Annotated in this window: 8 protein-coding genes; 3 read left to right on the top strand and 5 right to left on the bottom strand. The window is 63.6% G+C overall.

What is annotated here, in order from left to right; genetic code table 11:
- Positions 1–8: 8 nt before the first annotated feature.
- The 4 genes from ACXX9E_RS15075 to ACXX9E_RS15060 form a co-directional block, all read right to left on the bottom strand.
- Positions 9–7,838 (bottom strand): non-ribosomal peptide synthetase, encoded by a 7,830-nt coding sequence (locus ACXX9E_RS15075; RefSeq protein ID WP_458555625.1) that lies wholly within the window; start codon positions 7,836–7,838, stop codon positions 9–11.
- Complete coding sequence (locus ACXX9E_RS15070) at positions 7,835–11,236, bottom strand: non-ribosomal peptide synthetase (protein ID WP_458555624.1); 3,402 nt, start codon at positions 11,234–11,236, stop codon at positions 7,835–7,837. Before ACXX9E_RS15070 ends, ACXX9E_RS15075 begins: the two co-directional genes overlap by 4 nt.
- Positions 11,237–11,413: 177 nt before the next feature.
- Positions 11,414–12,397 carry a TauD/TfdA family dioxygenase gene (locus ACXX9E_RS15065; protein WP_458555623.1) on the bottom strand — a complete coding sequence of 328 codons (984 nt, stop codon included), beginning with the start codon at positions 12,395–12,397 and terminating at the stop codon, positions 11,414–11,416.
- 39 nt (positions 12,398–12,436) lie between these two features.
- On the bottom strand, positions 12,437–13,177 hold the full coding sequence (locus ACXX9E_RS15060; protein ID WP_123463524.1) for a thioesterase II family protein: 741 nt from the start codon (positions 13,175–13,177) through the stop codon (positions 12,437–12,439).
- Positions 13,178–13,410: 233 nt separating this feature from the next.
- Here ACXX9E_RS15060 and ACXX9E_RS15055 point away from each other — a divergent pair, with 233 nt between their 5' ends.
- From ACXX9E_RS15055 to ACXX9E_RS15045, 3 genes are all read left to right on the top strand, one after another.
- The gene (locus ACXX9E_RS15055; protein WP_458555622.1) at positions 13,411–14,211 is read left to right on the top strand and encodes a glucose 1-dehydrogenase; all 801 of its coding nucleotides are present in this window, start codon (positions 13,411–13,413) and stop codon (positions 14,209–14,211) included.
- Complete coding sequence (locus ACXX9E_RS15050; protein WP_128615316.1) at positions 14,204–16,030, top strand: glycoside hydrolase family 15 protein; 1,827 nt, start codon at positions 14,204–14,206, stop codon at positions 16,028–16,030. Before ACXX9E_RS15055 ends, ACXX9E_RS15050 begins: the two co-directional genes overlap by 8 nt.
- 391 nt (positions 16,031–16,421) lie before the next feature.
- Positions 16,422–16,811 carry a hypothetical protein gene (locus ACXX9E_RS15045; protein ID WP_123463529.1) on the top strand — a complete coding sequence of 130 codons (390 nt, stop codon included), beginning with the start codon at positions 16,422–16,424 and terminating at the stop codon, positions 16,809–16,811.
- A gap of 110 nt (positions 16,812–16,921) precedes the next feature.
- On the opposite strand, the gene ACXX9E_RS15040 is transcribed toward ACXX9E_RS15045, so the two are convergent.
- Positions 16,922–17,926, bottom strand: coding sequence for a GlxA family transcriptional regulator (locus ACXX9E_RS15040; RefSeq protein ID WP_458555621.1), 1,005 nt, complete (start codon positions 17,924–17,926; stop codon positions 16,922–16,924).
- Positions 17,927–17,996: the final 70 nt, after the last annotated feature.

Below are 17,996 nucleotides of genomic sequence, written 5' to 3'. Positions count from 1 at the left end.
TTTCCCTCTCAAGAAATCAGTTTTTCCAGATCATCGAGGGATAGACGTTTGAGGGCCTCCAGGGATTTAGCCAATTCATCCTGAACGGGCGACATTTCGACGCGCAAGGCCTCGATCCGCGCACAGAACGCCTTGAGGGTGTCGGTTTCGAACAGTTCCTTGAGCGGCACCTTGTCGCCCAGACGTTCCTTGATCCGGGTGACCACCAGTGTGGCCAGCAACGAGTGCCCGCCGAGCTGGAAGAAGTTGTCCGCGAGGCCCACGCGCTCGACCTCCAACACCTCCTGCCAGACCGCCGCCACATCCCACTGCAGATCGCTCTGCGGCGCCTGATAGTGCTGCTGTGTCGGGCTGTCACCCAGCGCCATCAGCGCCTTGCGATCGAGCTTGCCGTTGGGGGTCAGCGGGATGGCGTCGATCAGGTGCAAGTGCCCCGGCACCATGTGCGCCGGCAAGCACGCGGCGAGTGCGCTGCGCAGGCGTTCGGCCAAGGCCGGTTGCCCGGCCACCGGCTGCGCCGCGACGACGTAGGCATGCAGGTGTTTACCGGCAGCACCGTCCTGGGCGAGCACCACGGCCTCACGAACTTCGTTCTGCTCCAGCAAGCGCGCTTCGATTTCGCTGAGTTCGATACGGAAGCCGCGAATTTTCACCTGATGGTCGGCGCGGCCGATGTACTCGATGTTGTCGTCACTGCCCTGGCGCACCAGATCGCCGGTGCGGTACAGCCGTTCGCCGTTGCTGGCATACGGGTTCGGCACAAAGCGTTCGGCGGTCAGCGCGGCGCGCATCAGGTAGCCACGGGTCACCCCGGCACCGCCCAGGTACAGCTCGGCCGGCACACCTTCCGGCAGTACTTGCAGTTGAGTGTCGAGCAGATAGGCCACGGTGTTTTGCAGCGGCCGGCCGATGTTCGCCTGCCCGTGCGGCGTGCGCAGGGTGAAGGTCGAATAGGTGGTGTCTTCCGAAGGCCCGTAGAGGTCATAGACCTGTTGCACCGACGTGCTCGCGTACAAACTGTCCACCAGACTTTGCTTGAGCGGTTCGCCCGCCAGATTGATGGTCGCCACCGACCGCGGAATCTGCCCGGCCCGTTGCAGCGCGGCAATCGCCGACGGCACGGTGTTGATCAGCGTGACCTGTTCGCGAGCCGGCAGCTCGGCCAGCGCCAGCGCGTTGTCCGCCAGCACCAGGCAACCCCCGCAGGCCAGGGTGACGAAGATTTCCCAGACCGACAGGTCGAAGCAGATCGACGTCGACGCCAGCACGCCACGCAGCTGCTCTTCGCGATAGACCCCGGCCGACCACTGAATCAACGCCGACAGGTTGCCGTGGGTAATGGCCACGCCTTTCGGTTTGCCGGTGGAGCCGGAGGTGTAGATGACGTACGCCAGATTCTGCGCGGTGACATTCGCCAGCGGTGCGGTATCCGGGAGCGCATCCAGTGCGCCCTCTTCCACCAACAGCACCTGCGCGCTCAAGGTTTCAGGCAGCAGCGCCAGTGCGGCCGGCTCGGTAAGCAGCACGGCGGCGCGGCTGTCGTCGAGCATGTGCAGCAAACGCTGCTGCGGGTAATCCGGGTCGAGCGGTACATAGGCACCACCGGCCTTGAGGATTGCCAACAGGCCGACGAGCATGTCCGGTGTACGACGCATGCACACGCCCACGCGAACTTCCGGCCCCACGCCCAACGCTTGCAGCTTGTGCGCCAGTCGATTGGCCCGGGTATCGAGGCTCTGGTAGTCGATGTGTTGCTCGGCAAACACCACAGCCTGCGCGTGTGGCTGGCGCTGCACCTGCGCGGCAATGTGTTCCAGCACCGTGCGCGCATCTGGCGCCGTGGCGGCGGCCTTGCCCCACTCGATCGCTGCTTCGCGTTGCGGCGCTGCCAACAGGTGCAGCGCACCCAGCGGCTGGGTGGCATCGGCGAGGAACTGCGTCAGCAGGCTTTCCAGTTGCGCGCTCAACGCGTTGATCGTCGTCGCAGCGAAACCGGCCCGGTCGTAACTGATGCCCAGACTCAGCTCACGCCCGGTGACCGCCACCAGCGTCAACGGGTAGTTGGTCTGTTCCTGACGACGGATCGCCGAGAACGTCAAACCGGTAGCCGGGCCCTGTTGCAGGGCTTCGGCCATCGGGTAGTTTTCGAACACCAGGATGCTGTCGAACAGCGCCCCGTTACCCGCACCGGCCCAACGCTGAATGTCGTAAAGCGGGGTGTGCTCATGCTCGCGCAGCGCCAGATTGAGGCCCTGCACCTGTTGCAGCCACTGGCTGACGACGATCTCTGCGGACGGCGCCGCCACCACCGGCAAGGTGTTGATGAACAGACCAATCTGTTGTTCGACGCCCGGCAAGTCGGTCGGACGTCCGGCCACCGTGGCGCCGAAGGCGACGTTGTCCTGCCCGGTGTAGCGCTGCAACAGCACCAGCCACGCCGCTTGCACCAGGGTGTTGAGGGTGACTTTCTGCTCGCGGGCGAAACGGTTGAGGTCCGCCGTCAACGCCTCGCTGAAGACGTGCTCGTGATCGGCATAACCTGCGGCAAGCGCTTGCCCGCCCGCCACGGCACTGGCCAGCCGTGTCGGCTCGTCGAGATCGGCCAGTGCCGCCGTCCAGAATTCGCGACTGGCCTGCTGATCGCGCTGGCCGAGCCATTCGATGTAATCGCGATAGCGTCCCTGTGACACGGCCGGGGTCATACCGGCGTAGCGTTGCAACACTTCGCCGAACAACTGCGAAGTGCTCCAGCCGTCCATGAGAATGTGATGGCAGGTGTAGATCAGGTGATGCGTGGCCTCGTCCGTGCGCACCAGCGTCACCCGCAACAGCGGCGCCCCGGTCAGGTCGAACCCGCTGGCGAGGTCGTCGCCGGCCAGTTGATCCAGCGCTGTGCCAAGGTCAGCACGACCGCGCCAGTCCTGTGTGCTCCATGGCATCTGCGCAGTTTGACGCACCACTTGCACCGCAGCGGCGGCATCCTGTGGCCAGACAAAAGCCGTACGCAGGATTTCATGGGCATCAACGGTGTGCTGCCAGGCCTGACGGAAGCGCTCGGCGTCGAGATGCTGCACATCGACGCGCAATTGGTTGGTGTACGCCGGACTGTCCGGATCGTTGACGCTGTGGAACAGAATGCCCTGCTGCATCGGCGACAACGGATACAGATCGACGATGTCGCGGGCCGGGATCGGCAGCGCCGACAGTTGTGCCTGAGTCAGCGTTGCCAGGCTGAAGTCCGACGGCGTGACAGCGGCCTCGCCACTGTCGCAGCAATGTTCGATCAAACGTTCCAGCTCGCGACGATAGGCCTCGGCCAGCGCCTCAATGGTTTCTGCGCGATACATGCCGGTGCCGAAGGTCCAGGTCAATTCCAGCTCACCGCCGTAGACCTGACCGTCAACGCTCAGCCAGTTACCCAACGGTGCCGCCGCGTCCTGATTGGCGCCGGTGCTTTCACCACTCGGCACGAACAATGCGCCTTCTTCGGTGTTGAACGCGCCGTCGAACTGGCCAAGATAGTTGAAGGTCACACGCGGCTGAGGCAATGCCTGCAACTCGGCGCAACGGCTCAGGTAACGCAGCACGCCATATCCGATGCCTTTGCCCGGCACCGCACGCAGTTGTTCCTTGATTGCGCACAGAGACGCACCTGGCGTCGCCTCAGGTGTCAGGCGCACCGGGAACAGGCTGCTGAACCAGCCGACCGTGCGGCTCAAATCAACATCGTCGAACAGGTCTTCGCGACCGTGTCCTTCAAGCTGCACCAATACCGAAGGATGTTCGCTCCAGTCGCACAATACCCGCGCCAGTGCGGTCAGCAGCAGGTCGTTGATCTGCGTGCGATACGCCGCCGGCGCCACTTTCAGCAGCTTGTGGGTCAGTGCCTGACTCAGGCGCGAGCTGGCCCGGGCCGCTTGCGCACGCGTCTGGTGCTCTTGCGGGAAATCTCGCGGCAGCGTTGCGTCGCCCGCCTCCAGGGTCTGGCGCCACCAGGCACCTTCAGCGGCCAACGCCTCGCTCTGCCCGTAACGGTGCAGACGCTCGGCCCAGCTGTGCAGCGAGCTGCTTTTACCCGGCAAGGTCAGCGGCGTGCCCGCCGCCAACGCGGCGTAAGCGTGCTGCAGATCTTCCAGCAGAATGCGCCACGACACGCCGTCCACCACCAGGTGATGGATGACCAGCAACAGACGTTGTTCAGCGTTTGGCAGGTTCACCAGGACCGCGCGCAGCAAGCGCCCCAGTTGCAGATCCAGGCTGCGCTGGGCTTCGTCGGCGAGTGCTGGCAACGACGCCAGACTGTCCAGCTCGCGCACCCATAGCAATTCAGGATCGCGCTGGCTCTGCGGTAATGCCTGCCACGTATCGCCCGACAGCTGGAAATTCAGCGCCAACCCATCGTGCTGTTCGACCAGTGCCGCCAGTGCTGTGCGCAGATGCGTGGCGTCGAGCGGCGTGGTCGGCTGCAACATCACCGACTGGTTCCAGTGCTGACGCCGGGCAATCTCCATCTCGAAGAACCGCGCCTGAATCGGCAACAACGGCAATGGCCCGCGCGCTGCCGGCGCCGCAGTCGTAGCGGGTTTCGCTTCAATCAGTCTGGCCACCGCGGCCAATTGGCCAATGGTCTGTTTTTCGAACAGTTGCTTGGGGCTCAGCTTGATACCCTGGCGTTTGGCCCGGGCAATGATTTGCAGACTGAGGATCGAATCACCACCCAGTTCGAAGAAGTTGTCGCTGCTGCCCACGCGCTCCAGCTTGAGCACCTCGGCCCAGATCGCCGCCAGCTTTTCCTCGATCTCACCCACCGGCGCGACGAACTGCTGCGTGACCAGCCCCGGCACCGGCAAGGCGCGCTTGTCGAGTTTGCCGTTGGCGGTCAGCGGCAGTTGCGCCAGCAGCACAATCTGCGCCGGCACCATGTACTCCGGCAGGCACGCCTGCAATTGCTCGCGCAGCCCCTGCGCCTGCAGGCTCACACCCGCCACCGGCACACACCACGCCACCAGTTGCAGCCGCGCCGGGTCATCATCCAGAGCCAACGCCAACACCGCGGCCTCACTGACGCCCTCGAGGCCGAGCAGCACCCGCGCGACTTCCGCCGGTTCCACGCGATAACCGCGCACCTTGACCTGATCGTCGGCGCGGCCGATGAATTCCATGGCCTGTTGACGGTTACGCCGCACGCGGTCGCCGCTGCGGTACACCCGCGAACCCGGCGCGCCGAACGGATCGGGCAGGAAGCGTTCGGCGGTCAATCCGGGCTGGTTCAGATAGCCCAGCGCCACGCTGTCACCACCGATGTACAACTCGCCGGCCACCTGATCAGCGACGCTGTTGAGCACATCGTCGAGCACGTAAACCTGCGCGCCCGTCAGCGCCATGCCGACCGGAACACAGCGCGCATCGGCCGCCAGTTCGCCAACTTCGTGGGTCAACACACCGACCGTGGTTTCACTCGGCCCGTAGTGGTTGATCACGCGGCAGCCCGGTTTGAGCTGACGCACGCGCTCCACCAGAGCTGGCGAGCAGGCTTCGCCGCCGACGATCAACGCGTGCTGCGGCAACACATCGGCGGCCCGGGCAGCTTGTAACAGAGCGGCCAGATGCCCCGGGACGATTTTCAGCATGCCCACGCGGTGAGTGGCCATGTATTCGGCAAACCGGTCCGGGTCAAAACCCAGTTCTTCCGGCAACACGTGCAACAGGCGCCCGGAACACAACGCGCCGAACAGCACGGTAAAGCCCAGGTCGGCGGCGATGGTCGAGACCAGCGCCATGCTGCTGTCCGGCGTCGGTGCCAGGCGTTCCAGCACACCGCGCACGTAACTGCCCAGCGCCCCGTGGCTGACCAGCACACCCTTGGGTTGCCCGGTGGAACCGGAGGTGTGAATCACATAGGCCGGTGACTGCGCGAACAGGCTCACGGCCGGGCTGACGTCCGCCATCGCCAGCCATTGCGTGGGTGCATAAGCGAGCCCCTGACATCCATCCACCGCCAGTGCGGACACCCGCGCATCCCCTTCAGCGCACAGCAGCAGCCGCGCCCCGGCACTGCCGAGCATCTGCTGCAGCCGTGCGTTCGGCGCCTTGACGTCGAGCGGCATGTACACCGCGCCGGCCTTGAAGATCGCCAGCACGCAGGTCAGCCAGTCCAGCGAACGCTCCATCAACACCGCCACCGGCTCGCCGATGTTCAGCCCCTGCGCCAGCAGATGATGGGCCAGACGATTGGCCGCCTGATCCAGCGCCTGAAAACTCATGCTCTGATGCAGGTCACGCGCAGCCAGTGCCTCGGGCTGCTGCGCGACTTGTCGATCCCACAGGTGCAACACCGACAGCGCCGGTTCGCCGGGTGCAGCAAGCACCGCTGGCGCCAACGGGGCAACGCTGTGCAACGGCGCTTGCGGCGCTTTCAGCAACTCACTGAACAGGCCGAGCAAGGCCGGCACAAAACCGGCGACAGTCTCTGGACGATAGAGGTCGCTGGCATAGGTCATCTGCCCGTGAATCAAGGTGCCGTCATCGGTGATGTCCAGCGCCAGATCGAAGTGGGTGCCGTCCTTGTCCAGCGGGTATTCCGCCACGCTCAGCCCCGGTAGCGTCATCGAGCGTTGCTTCTGCATGCCGACGTTCTGGTTGAACTTGGCCTGGAACAGCGGGTTGTGACCGAGGGTGCGCTCGGCGACCAGTTCGTCCACCAGTTGCTCGAACGGCAACTCCTGATGCGCCTGGGCACCGAACGCCGCTTCGCGCACCCGCGCCAGCAAGTCGGCGAAGCTGCCGCGCTCATCCACTTCGCAACGCAGCACCTGGGTGTTGACGAAGAAACCGATCAGCCCTTCGACTTCGGCGCGGCCACGGTTGGCATTCGGCACGCCAACACGGATGTCGCGCTGCCCCGCGTGGCGCGAGAGGAACAGCGAGAACCCCGCCAGCACCAGCATGAACAGACTGATGCCCTGGCTGCGGGCAAAGGCGTTGAGTTGCAGGGACAACTGCGCGCCAAAATCGAAACTCAGGGTCTGCCCTGCAAAACTTTGCGTCAGGGGCCGGGCGTAGTCTGGCGCCACTTCCAGCAGCGGCTGTTCTTCACCGAGTTGCTGGCGCCAGTACTCGAGTTGCCGCTCGCCCTCGCCGGCTTCCAGCCAGCGTCGCTGCCAGATCGCATAGTCGGCGTATTGCAGCGGCAGAGCGGGCAATTGTGGCTCGCGCGCCAGGCTGAAGGCCTGATAGCACTGGACGAATTCCTTGACCATCACGTCCATCGACCAGCCGTCGGAGACGATGTGGTGCATGCTCACCACCAGCACGAATTGTTCATCGGCTATTGCAAACAGGCTGGCGCGCAGCAACGGCCCGTGGCGCAAATCGAACGGCCGCGCCGTGACGGTTTGTACCTGTTGCGCCAGGGCCGCCTCGCGCTCCGACACCGGCAAACCGGTGAGGTCGATGCGCTCCAGCGCAATGGGTTGCTGATCGAGAATCACCTGATACGGTTGATCGCCTTCGGTATGGAACACCGTGCGCAACACTTCATGGCGCATGACCAGATGATCGAAGGAACGTTGCAGCGCCGCTTCGTCCAGGCGCCCGTTCAGACGCAGGCCGGCGGCCATGTTGTACGCGGCGCTCTGCGGTTCGAGCTGCCAGAGAAACAGCAGGCGTTGCTGGGCGAACGACAACGGAATCGGCGTGACCTCGTGCCGGCTGACCGGCAGCGGCAACAGGCTGAAGTCCTTGCCTTCCTCACGCAGTCTGGCCAGAAACTGTCGACGCTGTTCCAGCGGCAAACCGACGAACCTTTTCGCGATGCGTTCCGCCATGGTGCCGCTCATACTTCCTCTCCTTCCAAAGCATTCATGAACTGATCCATGTCGGACCAGTCGTCGTCCGTTGCACCGCCGGCCTGTTGTGCCAGCAGCGCCGCCAGATCGGTCAGTAACGGTTTTTCGAACAGGCTGCGCAGCGGTAACACCACGCCCAATTGAGTCTTGATGCGCGCAATCACCTGCGCGGCCAGCAGCGAATGGCCACCGAGTTCAAAAAAGTGATCATCCAGACCGACCCGCGGCACCTGCAGGACCTCGGCCCAGATCCGCGCCAGACACTGCTCGGTCTCCGTTTGTGGCGCGCGATAGTCGCCCTGCAACTGGCTGGCATCCGGCGCCGGCAAGGCTTTGCGGTCGAGCTTGCCGCTCGGCGTCAGTGGCAGGTTCGGCAACAGCAGCAAGTGCCCCGGCACCATGTAATCCGGCAGATGGCTTTGCAGCGCGGTGCGGATCTGCTGACGGAATGCCGATTGGCTGGCGGCGCCCGCCAGCACGGCCTGCTCGCCAACCACGTAGGCCACCAGTTGCTGACCGCCGCTGAGCGGCACCGCCAGCACCACGGCTTCACGGACGCCCGCGCACTGTTGCAGGCGTGATTCGATTTCGCCCAGCTCGATGCGGAAGCCACGGATCTTCACTTGATGGTCGACCCGGCCGACATATTCCAGCGCACCGTCAGCGCGCAGTCGGGCGCGGTCACCGGTGCGATACAGGCGCTGGCCATCAGCAAACGGGTCTGCGATAAAGCGCTCGGCACTGAGCATCGGCTGACGGTGATAACCACGGGCCAGGCCCGGGCCACCGATGTACAACTCACCCACCGCGCCTTGCGGCAACAGGTTCAAGTCATCATCGAGCACGTACAGCCGACGGGCCTCCAGACCGTGGCCGATCGGAATGCCACGCCAAGACACGGCATCCGCCGTCAGCGCCGTGCAGTCATGAATAGTCGAGACGACTGTGGCTTCGGTCGGTCCGTAGGTATTGAGCAAGCGCACATGGCCCAAACCGGCCCGTTGCCACAGGCGCAAACCGTCCACCGCCATCGCTTCGCCACCGACGTGAATCTGCCGCAGTGCGCCGAAACCGGCCGGCGGCTGCGCCGCGTATTCCTGCACCAGCCAGTACCAGTAGGCGGCCGGCAGGTCGGCCAGGGTGATGCCGTGATCGACAATCACCTGACGCAACGTCGCGCTGTCCCACAACGGCGCATCACGCAACACCACAGCGGCGCCATGACACAGCGGCGGGAAGAATTGCTCGACGAAGCCATCGAAGCTGCTGGTGGCAAATTGCAGGACGCGGTCACCTTCGCGCAAGTCGCTGTAGTCGATGGCGCGAGCGATGAACTCGCTCAACGCACCGTGACTGACCGCAACACCTTTCGGTCGCCCGGTTGAGCCGGAGGTGTAGATCACATAGGCGAGATGCTGCGCATCAACCGTCACCGACAGATTGTCGGCGTGGTCACTGTCGCCCAGTTGCTCCAGGCACAGGCAATCGACGCCCCCCAGATCCGGCAGGCTGGCGAGGTTTTCGTGATCGCTCAGCAGCAGTTTCAGGCCGCTGTCATCCAGCACATGGCGCAGGCGTTCGGCCGGGGTTTGCGGGTCCAGCGGCACATAGGCGCCGCCGGCCTTGAGCACGGCCAGCAAGGCCACCGCCAGTTCCAGCGAACGCCCCAACGCCACGCCGACCAGCACGTCCGGCCCGACACCACGCGCACGCAACTGATGCGCCAGGCGATTGCTGCGCGCATTGAGTTCGCTGTAGGTGAGTGACGGTGACGGCGCCGTGGCGAGGAGTACCGCCGCTGCCTGCGGCGTGCGCGCCACTTGCGCCTCGAACAGGGTCTGCACGCTGGCGAAAGCGGGTTCGCTCGCCGTGGCCTGAATCAGCTGTGCGCGCTCGACCTGCGCCAGCAGCGCGACGTCGCCGATCAATTGCTGCGGGTCGCGGCAGACGGACAGCAGAATATTGCGCCAGTGTCCGGCCATCGCGGCGATGGTCGCGGCATCGAAAATATCGGTGGCGTAGGTGAAGGCGGCGAACAGCTGCTCGCCCTCCTCGCGGGTGTCGAGCATCAGGTCGCTGGTGGCGGCATGTTGCCGACCGCTGCCGGCCAGTTGTTCTTCAGTCAGATAGCCGACCTGCAAACCCGACTCCAGCTGCACGTGCTGCAAGTCGGTCACCAGCGGCTGGTGGTTGAACATCACCTGGAACAGGGGGTTGTGGCTTTGGCTGCGCGCCGGTTGCAGGGCTTCGATCAAGGCGTCGAACGGCAACTCCTGATGGACCTGGGCACCGAGGGCGGCTTCACGCAGGCTTTGCAACAGCTCGGCGAAACGGGTTTGCGCGGTGACTTCGCTGCGCAGGATCTGCGTGTTGACGAAGAAGCCGATCAGCCCTTCGGTTTCACTGCGGGTACGGTTGGCAATCAGGCCGCCGACGCGAATGTCGGTCTGGCCGCTGTAGCGATGCAACAAGGTCTTGAACGCGGCCAGCAACACCACGAACAGGGTCACGCCCTGACGCTGGGCAAGGCTTTTCAATTCCTGGCGCAGCGCGGCATCGATCACCGTTTCCAGGCGTGCCCCCTGATGACTCGATTGCGCCGGATAAGCACGGTCAGTGGGCAATTCCAGCACCGGATGTTCGTCGCCCAGTTGCGCGCGCCAGTACTCCAGTTGCCGCTCACGCTCACCCGCCTCCAGCCAGCTGCGCTGCCACAGGGCGTAATCGCGGTAGTGCACGGTCAGTGCCGGCAGCGACGGTTCGCGCCCCGCCACCAGCGCGTCGTAGGTGCGCATGAACTCGTCGATAAGAATGTTCATCGACCAGCCATCGGCAATGATGTGATGCAAGGTCAACAGCAACACGTGTTCCTGCTCGGCCAGACGCAGCAGGCGCAGGCTCAGCAGCGGGCCGTGTTCCAGATCGAACGCCTGGGTGGCTTCGGCCATCATGTGTTGTTGCGCCAGCGTCCAGCGCTGGTTTGCAGGCACCGCAGTCAAATCGGTAAGGCTCAGTGTCAGCGCCTCGGGCTCGGCGACTCGCTGAAAAGCACGCTCACCTTCCTGACCGAACGTGGTGCGCAGGCATTCATGCCGCGCCGCCAACAGACTGAAGGCCTGCTCCAGCGCCTGCGCTTGCAACTCGCCCGTCAGGCGCACGGCCATCGGCAGGTTGTAGGCGGCACTGTGCGGGTCCAGTTGCCAGAGAAACCACATCCGCTGCTGGGCGTAGGACAGGCCGTCACGCTCGGCAATGCCCTCACAGTGGGTCATGGGAAGCTGCGCAAAGTCGATGCCTTCGCGGGCCATGCCGGCGAGAAACAAACGGCGTTTGTCCTGGGGCAGTTCGATAAAGCGGCGGGCGAGTTTCTGTGCGTCTGCGGCATTCATGCATGGGGTCCTTGCTGATCGGCGGCGTGACCAGGAGGCCCGGTCGTATCAACAAGAACGAATGACCAACGCGATGATTTAGCGCAGCGGCTGCCCGGCGCCCCACCGCCCAGACAAAAATGCCGAAGCCGGTCCAGGACCGGCTTCGGCAGCTTTATCGGCAATCACTCGATTGGCTCAGAGCGGGCCCTGTGAATGCCCCTCGGCCATCGCCACGATGACTTTGCGCGGCCCGACGAAGGGCGAGCGCGCATGCGCCGAGAGCATGTTGTCGAGCATCAGCACATCGCCTTCCTGCCACGGAAAACTGATCGCGCATTCGTCGAGCACCGCGCGGATCTGCGCCAGCACCTCGTCTTCGATGGCCGAGCCGTCGCCGTAATAAACGTTACGCGGCAAGTCTTCTTCATCGACGATGTCCAGCAGGCTTTCGCGCACTTCCGCTTGCAGGTTGGAGATGTGGAACAGGTGCGCCTGATTGAACCAGACGTGATCGCCGGTCACCGGGTGCACCGCCACCGCCTGACAGGTCTGACGGGTGCGCAACTCGCCGTCATCCTTCCATTCGCAAACAATGCCGTGAGCCTTGCAGTAAGCCTCGACGACCTCGCGATCTTCGGTGTTGAACACATCTTCCCAGGCTACATCCAGGCCATTGCCGAAATTGCGCACATACATCAGGCCTTTGCTGACGAAGCGCTCACGGATCGCCGCCGGTATGCGCCGATAGACTTCACGGCTATCGGCAATCGGCGTTTCGCCACCGGATTTCGCCGCGATCATGCTGTAGAACCAGATCTTCATCGGCCAGTCGCGGGAATACGCCTGCTCGTTGTGCAACGGGATGCTCTGGTGCGCCGGGTACTCCGTCGAGGTGTACACCCCTTGAGTAACGTTGGTGCGCGGCGTCGAACCGAACTCGTAGTTCAACAACGGATGGCCAAAACTGGCGGCGAACTGGCGAAACTGTTCGGCACCGTTCAGGCGAAATCCACGAAACAGCACCCCGCCATCGCGCAGCAGATGTTCATCCACCAATACTTTCAATTCGTCGAACACCGCCAACAGGTCGGTTTGCGCGTCGCTCGCCTCCACCAACAATGGCAGGCGTCCCCGTTGCGGCAGCAGCGGCCGAACGGAAAATTCCACAGCAACAGCCATGACTGGCCTCCTGTAATCACTCGATGAGGGCGCTGTGCGTTACAGCGCCGGGGCCGTCGCTTGGGCATGACGCCGGTGATGGACTTCCAGATGCGTCTTGATCGTGCGGATGACCCGGGCTTCGTGCTCATGAATGAAGAAATGTCCGCCAGTCATCATGTCCACGGAAAAACTGCCCTGGGTTTCCTTGCTCCAGCCAATCAGTTGCTCGGTGGTCGCGCGGTCTTCCTTGCCGCCCAGGACGTGCACCGGACAATTGAGCGAGGGCCGCTGCGCCGGCGTGAAGCGTCCGCACATCATGAAATCGGCACGCAGCACGGGCAGCGTCAGACTCATCAGCTCTTTATTGGCCAGCACTTCTTCGCTGGTGCCCTGAAAGGTGCGCAACTGCTCGATCAGCTCTTCGTCGCTGCGCGCTTCGGCGAACCCACGGTCGTAGTCGCTGCGCATCGTCGGCGCGGCGGTGCCGGAAGCGAACAGCGCCACCGGTTCCGGTGCGCCGAGTTCGCGAAAGGCGTGGGCCATCTCGCAGGCCAGCAGCGCGCCGAGACTGTGCCCGAACAGCGCATAAGGCGTGTGCAGACCGGGCTTTTGCTCGCGGGCCAGCTGGCGCGCCAGGGCGCGCATGTCGATTTGCAGGGGTTCGTCGAAACGGGCACCGCGCCCGGGCAGTTCTACCGGTTGCAAGTGCAGCCACGACGGCAGTTGGCGCCGCCAGCGGCTGTAGACCATGGCGCTGGCGCCCGAATAGGGCAGGCACAGCAGTGTCAGCTTTGTCACCGCGTTTACCTCAATGGGTTATCTGTAAAAGAGAACGGATGAGGCGTCGCGCGAATTAGTCCGCCCTTCGCGAGCAGGCTCGCACAGGGGATTTGTGTGCGTGGCAGCCCCCTTGCAGGAGCGAGCCTGCTCGCGAAGAGGTCAGCCCATTCGACGCAGCACCTTGCGTCGAGTGAACTCTCGTCGCTTACCACCGGTCAGCTAATTAAGCCCTCAACCCAGGCCCCTCCCCTATGCACATTTCTCTCGCCGGTCAGGTAGCCCTCGTCACCGGCGCCAGCTCCGGCATCGGCCACGCCGCCGCCAAGGCCCTGGCCGCCGCCGGGGCTGCGGTGGTCATCAACTACAACCGCCAGGCCGAGCCCGCCGAAGCCCTCGCCCGGCAGATCGCCGCCGACGGTGGCCAGGCCATCGCGATTGGCGCCGATGTGTCGAAGGAAGACGAGGTCGAACGGCTGTTCGCCCAGACCCTCGACGCCTTCGGCTCGCTGGACATTCTGGTGGCCAACTCGGGTATGCAAAAAGATGCCGCCGCCGTGGACATGACCCTGGATGACTGGAACGCGGTGATCGGCGTCAACCTCACCGGCCAGTTTCTCTGCGCCCGTGCCGCGTTGCGAATCTTCAATCGCCAGGGCATTCGCCAGGGCGTGTCCCGCGCCGCCGGCAAGATCATTCACGTGAGTTCGGTGCACCAGCGCATTCCGTGGGCCGGGCACGTCAACTATGCGGCGTCCAAGGGCGGCGTCGACCAGTTGATGCAGACCCTCGCCCAGGAAGTCAGCCATCAGCGCATTCGCATCAACGGCATCGCGCCGGGGGCGATTCGCACGGCGATCAACGCGGAGGCCACCGAGGGCGACGCGGCGCAGGCGTTGCTCAAACTGATTCCCTACGGCCGCATCGGCGATGTCGAAGATGTCGCCAACGCAGTGGTTTTCCTTGCCTGCGACGCCTCCGACTACATCGTCGGCACTACCCTGTTCATCGACGGCGGCATGAGCCTCTATCCGGAGTTTCGCGGCAATGGCTGAGCATCACCTAGAACGACAAAGCCCGATCGACGCCCACGGCATCATCGGCGACATGCGCACCGCAGCACTGGTCAACGACAAGGGCAGCGTGGATTTTTTCTGCTGGCCGGAGTTCGACAGCCCGTCGATCTTCTGTTCGCTGCTCGACAGCCCTGACGCCGGGATTTTCCAGTTGGCGCCGGACTTGCCCGACGCCCGACGCGAACAGATTTACCTGCCGGACACCAACGTGCTGCAAACCCGCTGGCTCAGTGAACGGGCGGTGGTTGAGGTCACCGACCTGCTGCCGGTGGCCGACAACCAGGACGACTTGCCGCTGTTGATGCGCCGGGTGCGGGTGGTCAGCGGCGAGGCGACCTTCCATGTGCGTTGTGCCGTGCGCCACGACTACGCCCGCGCCAAGACCCGCGCACAGATGGACCGGCAAGCCGTGGTGTTCAGCGCCGAGGGGCAACCGTCGATGCGGCTGACCTCGGATCAAGCGCTGCACATCGAGAACGATGCGGCGCTGGCCTCCTTTACCTTGAAGCACAACGAGCACGCCGAGTTCCTCCTCGGTGGCGCCGACGATCCGCGCTTTGAACAAGGTGCCGCGCAATTGTGCATGGAGCGCACCTTGAGCTTCTGGCGCGGCTGGATCGGCCAGTCCAACTATCGCGGCCGCTGGCGGGAGATGGTCAACCGTTCAGCCCTCGCGCTGAAGCTGCTGACATCGCGCCAGCACGGCGCAATTCTGGCGGCGGCGACCTTCGGTCTGCCGGAAACCCCCGGCGGCGAACGCAACTGGGATTACCGCTACACGTGGATACGCGACGCGTCGTTTACCGTTTATGCCTTTATGCGCCTGGGCTTTGTCGACGAAGCCAATGCCTACATGGGCTGGCTGCGTGGGCGGGTCAGCGATTGCTGCGGCCAGCCAACCAAACTCAACATTCTGTATGCCATTGACGGTCGTCAGGAACTGCCCGAAACCGAACTCACTCACCTGTCCGGCCACGGTGGCGCGCAACCGGTGCGTATCGGCAATGGTGCGTATGAGCAGATTCAGCTGGATATCTTTGGCGAATTGATGGACGCGGTGTATCTGGTCAACAAGTATGGCGACGCCATTTCCCACGAAGGCTGGAACCACGTGCGCGAAGTGGTCGATCAAGTGTGTGAGACATGGCAGACCGCTGATGTAGGCATTTGGGAAATGCGCGGTGAACAACATCACTTTCTGCATTCGCGGCTGATGTGTTGGGTGGCGCTGGATCGGGCCATTCGTCTGGCTTCGAAACGCTCGTTGCCGGCGCCGTTTGTGCAATGGGATCAGACCCGGCAGGCGATCTACGCCGATATCTGGGGCAACTTCTGGAATGAGGAGCGCGGGCATTTCGTCCAGTACAAGGGCGGAACGGCGCTGGACGGTTCGATGCTGCTGATGCCGCTGGTGCGCTTTGTCAGCGCCAAGGACCCGCGGTGGCTGTCGACCCTTGAGGCAATCGAAAAGACCTTGGTGCGCGACGGCATGGTTTATCGCTATCGCAACGACGATGCCAACATCGACGGTTTGACCGGCACCGAAGGCGCGTTTGCCGCGTGTTCGTTCTGGTACGTCGAATGCCTGGCCCGCGCCGGCCAGGTGGAAAAGGCACATCTGGAGTTCGAACAACTGCTGCGCTATGCAAACCCGCTGGGGCTGTACGCCGAAGAGTTCGACAGCAAGGGCCGGCATCTGGGCAACACTCCTCAGGCGCTGACGCATCTGGCACTGATCAGTGCGGCGAGTTTTCTTGATCGGCGTTTGAGTGGGGAGAAGAGTGTTTGGCAGCCGTAATTTCGTCAGTCTCTGTAGGAAATATGCCGAACTTCAGCGCTTCGCCGGGCTAACCCCTACACAGAAATAAACAGAATCAGATCCCCTCTGGTGAGGGGATTTATCCCCGACGGGCTGCGAGGCGGCCCGGCTCTTTGCCCGCTCGTTTCTTCAGCAGTACCGCATTGCATGGCTTTGCGACTGCTGCGCAGCCGATCGGGGATAAATCCCCTCGCCACAGTTTGTGTAGTTTTTTCCGACTTCGTCTAAACAACACCCAGGTAAATCCCTCCCCCGTAACCTGCACTTACACCCTGAAATACCCTGTTGCCAGCTGTTACATCCACCCCTACCATCCACCGCAACGGGCACAGCGGAGCTGTCCAATAAAACCCGAATTCAAGGAACCAGAATGACCCAGCACGTCCACCGCACCATCGGCACGCCCCTGCGCAGCGGCCTGACCCGCACCCAACTCTGGGAAGCCGCCGACCAAGGCCTGATCAAATGCTGGGAGATCGGCCGCCAGCGCGCCACCCGCTTCCCCGACCTCGCGCAAAAATGCCTTGCCGGCGAACTGCCGGTGCTCGGCTGGAAAGGCGGCGTCAGTCGCAGCCTGAAGAAAAACGAAAAATTCGGCTCGCTCAAATACCTCGCGCAGTGGCAAGGATTGCGTGGCGAGGATCTGGATATTGATCTGGGTGAAGAGCGTTCGCTGACCTGCTCGCGAACGAAGATGCGGGTGACGTTTACTCCGGATCGGGCGAAGTATTTCAATCAGCTCGCAGAGGCCGAGGCCTGATTCCGCAGTGGGTAGCGCTTGTGGCGAGGAAGCTTGCTCGCGCTGGACTGCGCAGCAGGCCCTTTAAAATTCGCAGCGCGTCGCGACTCAGCGCAAGCCCTCGCCACGTTTCAGACTCGTCCGATCACATCAGTGTCGATTGATGAATCTGCTGATGCATGCACCGAAAACCGCTCCCGATAAGCCTGAGGCGTCACGCCAATTGCCCGCAAAAAACTGCGGCGCAACGTTTCTTCACTGCCAAACCCGCAGTTGGCCGCGATGCGTTTGACCGGCAGGCCGGTGTCGCTGAGCAGGCGTCGCGCGGTTTCGACACGAATCAATTCAATCGCCCGTGCCGGGGTCTGGCCGGTGTCGGCGCGGTAGTGGCGGACGAAACTGCGCTCGCTCATCCCGGCCTGTTCGGCCAGGGTCGGGATGCCGAGGTCGCAGGTGAGGTGTTCGGCGATCCACGCGTGCAGTTCATCAAAGCGGTTGCCTTGATTTTGCAGCGACAGGGTTACGCTGAATTGCGATTGCCCGCCCGGGCGTTTGAGGAACACCACCAGATGCCGGGCGACGTCCAAAGCGACGTCGCGGCCCAGGTCCTCTTCCACCATCGCCAGTGCCAGATCGATGCCGGCGGTGACGCCCGCCGAGGTCCAGACCGGGCCGTCGTTGATGAAGATCGGATTGGCTTCGACCTGCAGCTTCGGGTGCTGCTGCGCCAATTGTTCGCAACGGGTCCAGTGCGTCACGACGCGGCGCCCGTCGAGCCAGCCACTGGCCGCCAACAGAAACGCGCCGGTGCACACCGAGGCCACGCGCCGGCATTTGGCCGCGTGTTCGCGCACCCAATCCACCAACAACGCGTCCTCAGCCGCCGGGTAAATGCCCCAGCCACCGGCGATGATCAAGGTATCGCTGGCCTGCTGCGGCAAAGGTTCGGCCAGCACCGCCAGCCCCGCCGAGGACATCACCGCCCCGCCCTCACTGGCAATCACCGACGGCGCATAGGGCAAGGGCAAACCGCGTTGGCGAGCGATGTCGTTGGCCGAGGCGAACACCTGCAACGGCCCGGTGACGTCGAGGATCTGCATGTTGGCAAACGCGAGTACGTGAATGGCTTTGGGCATTTGGCGTAATTCGTGGGGTGATTGGCGTATACGCCAGAACCTACGCGCCTACAGTGAAGCCGTCCACCCC

The sequence above is a fragment of the Pseudomonas sp. GNP014 genome (assembly GCF_054344005.1).
Note: the sequence above shows the minus strand (reverse complement) of the source record. Positions and strands in the feature narration are given on the sequence as shown.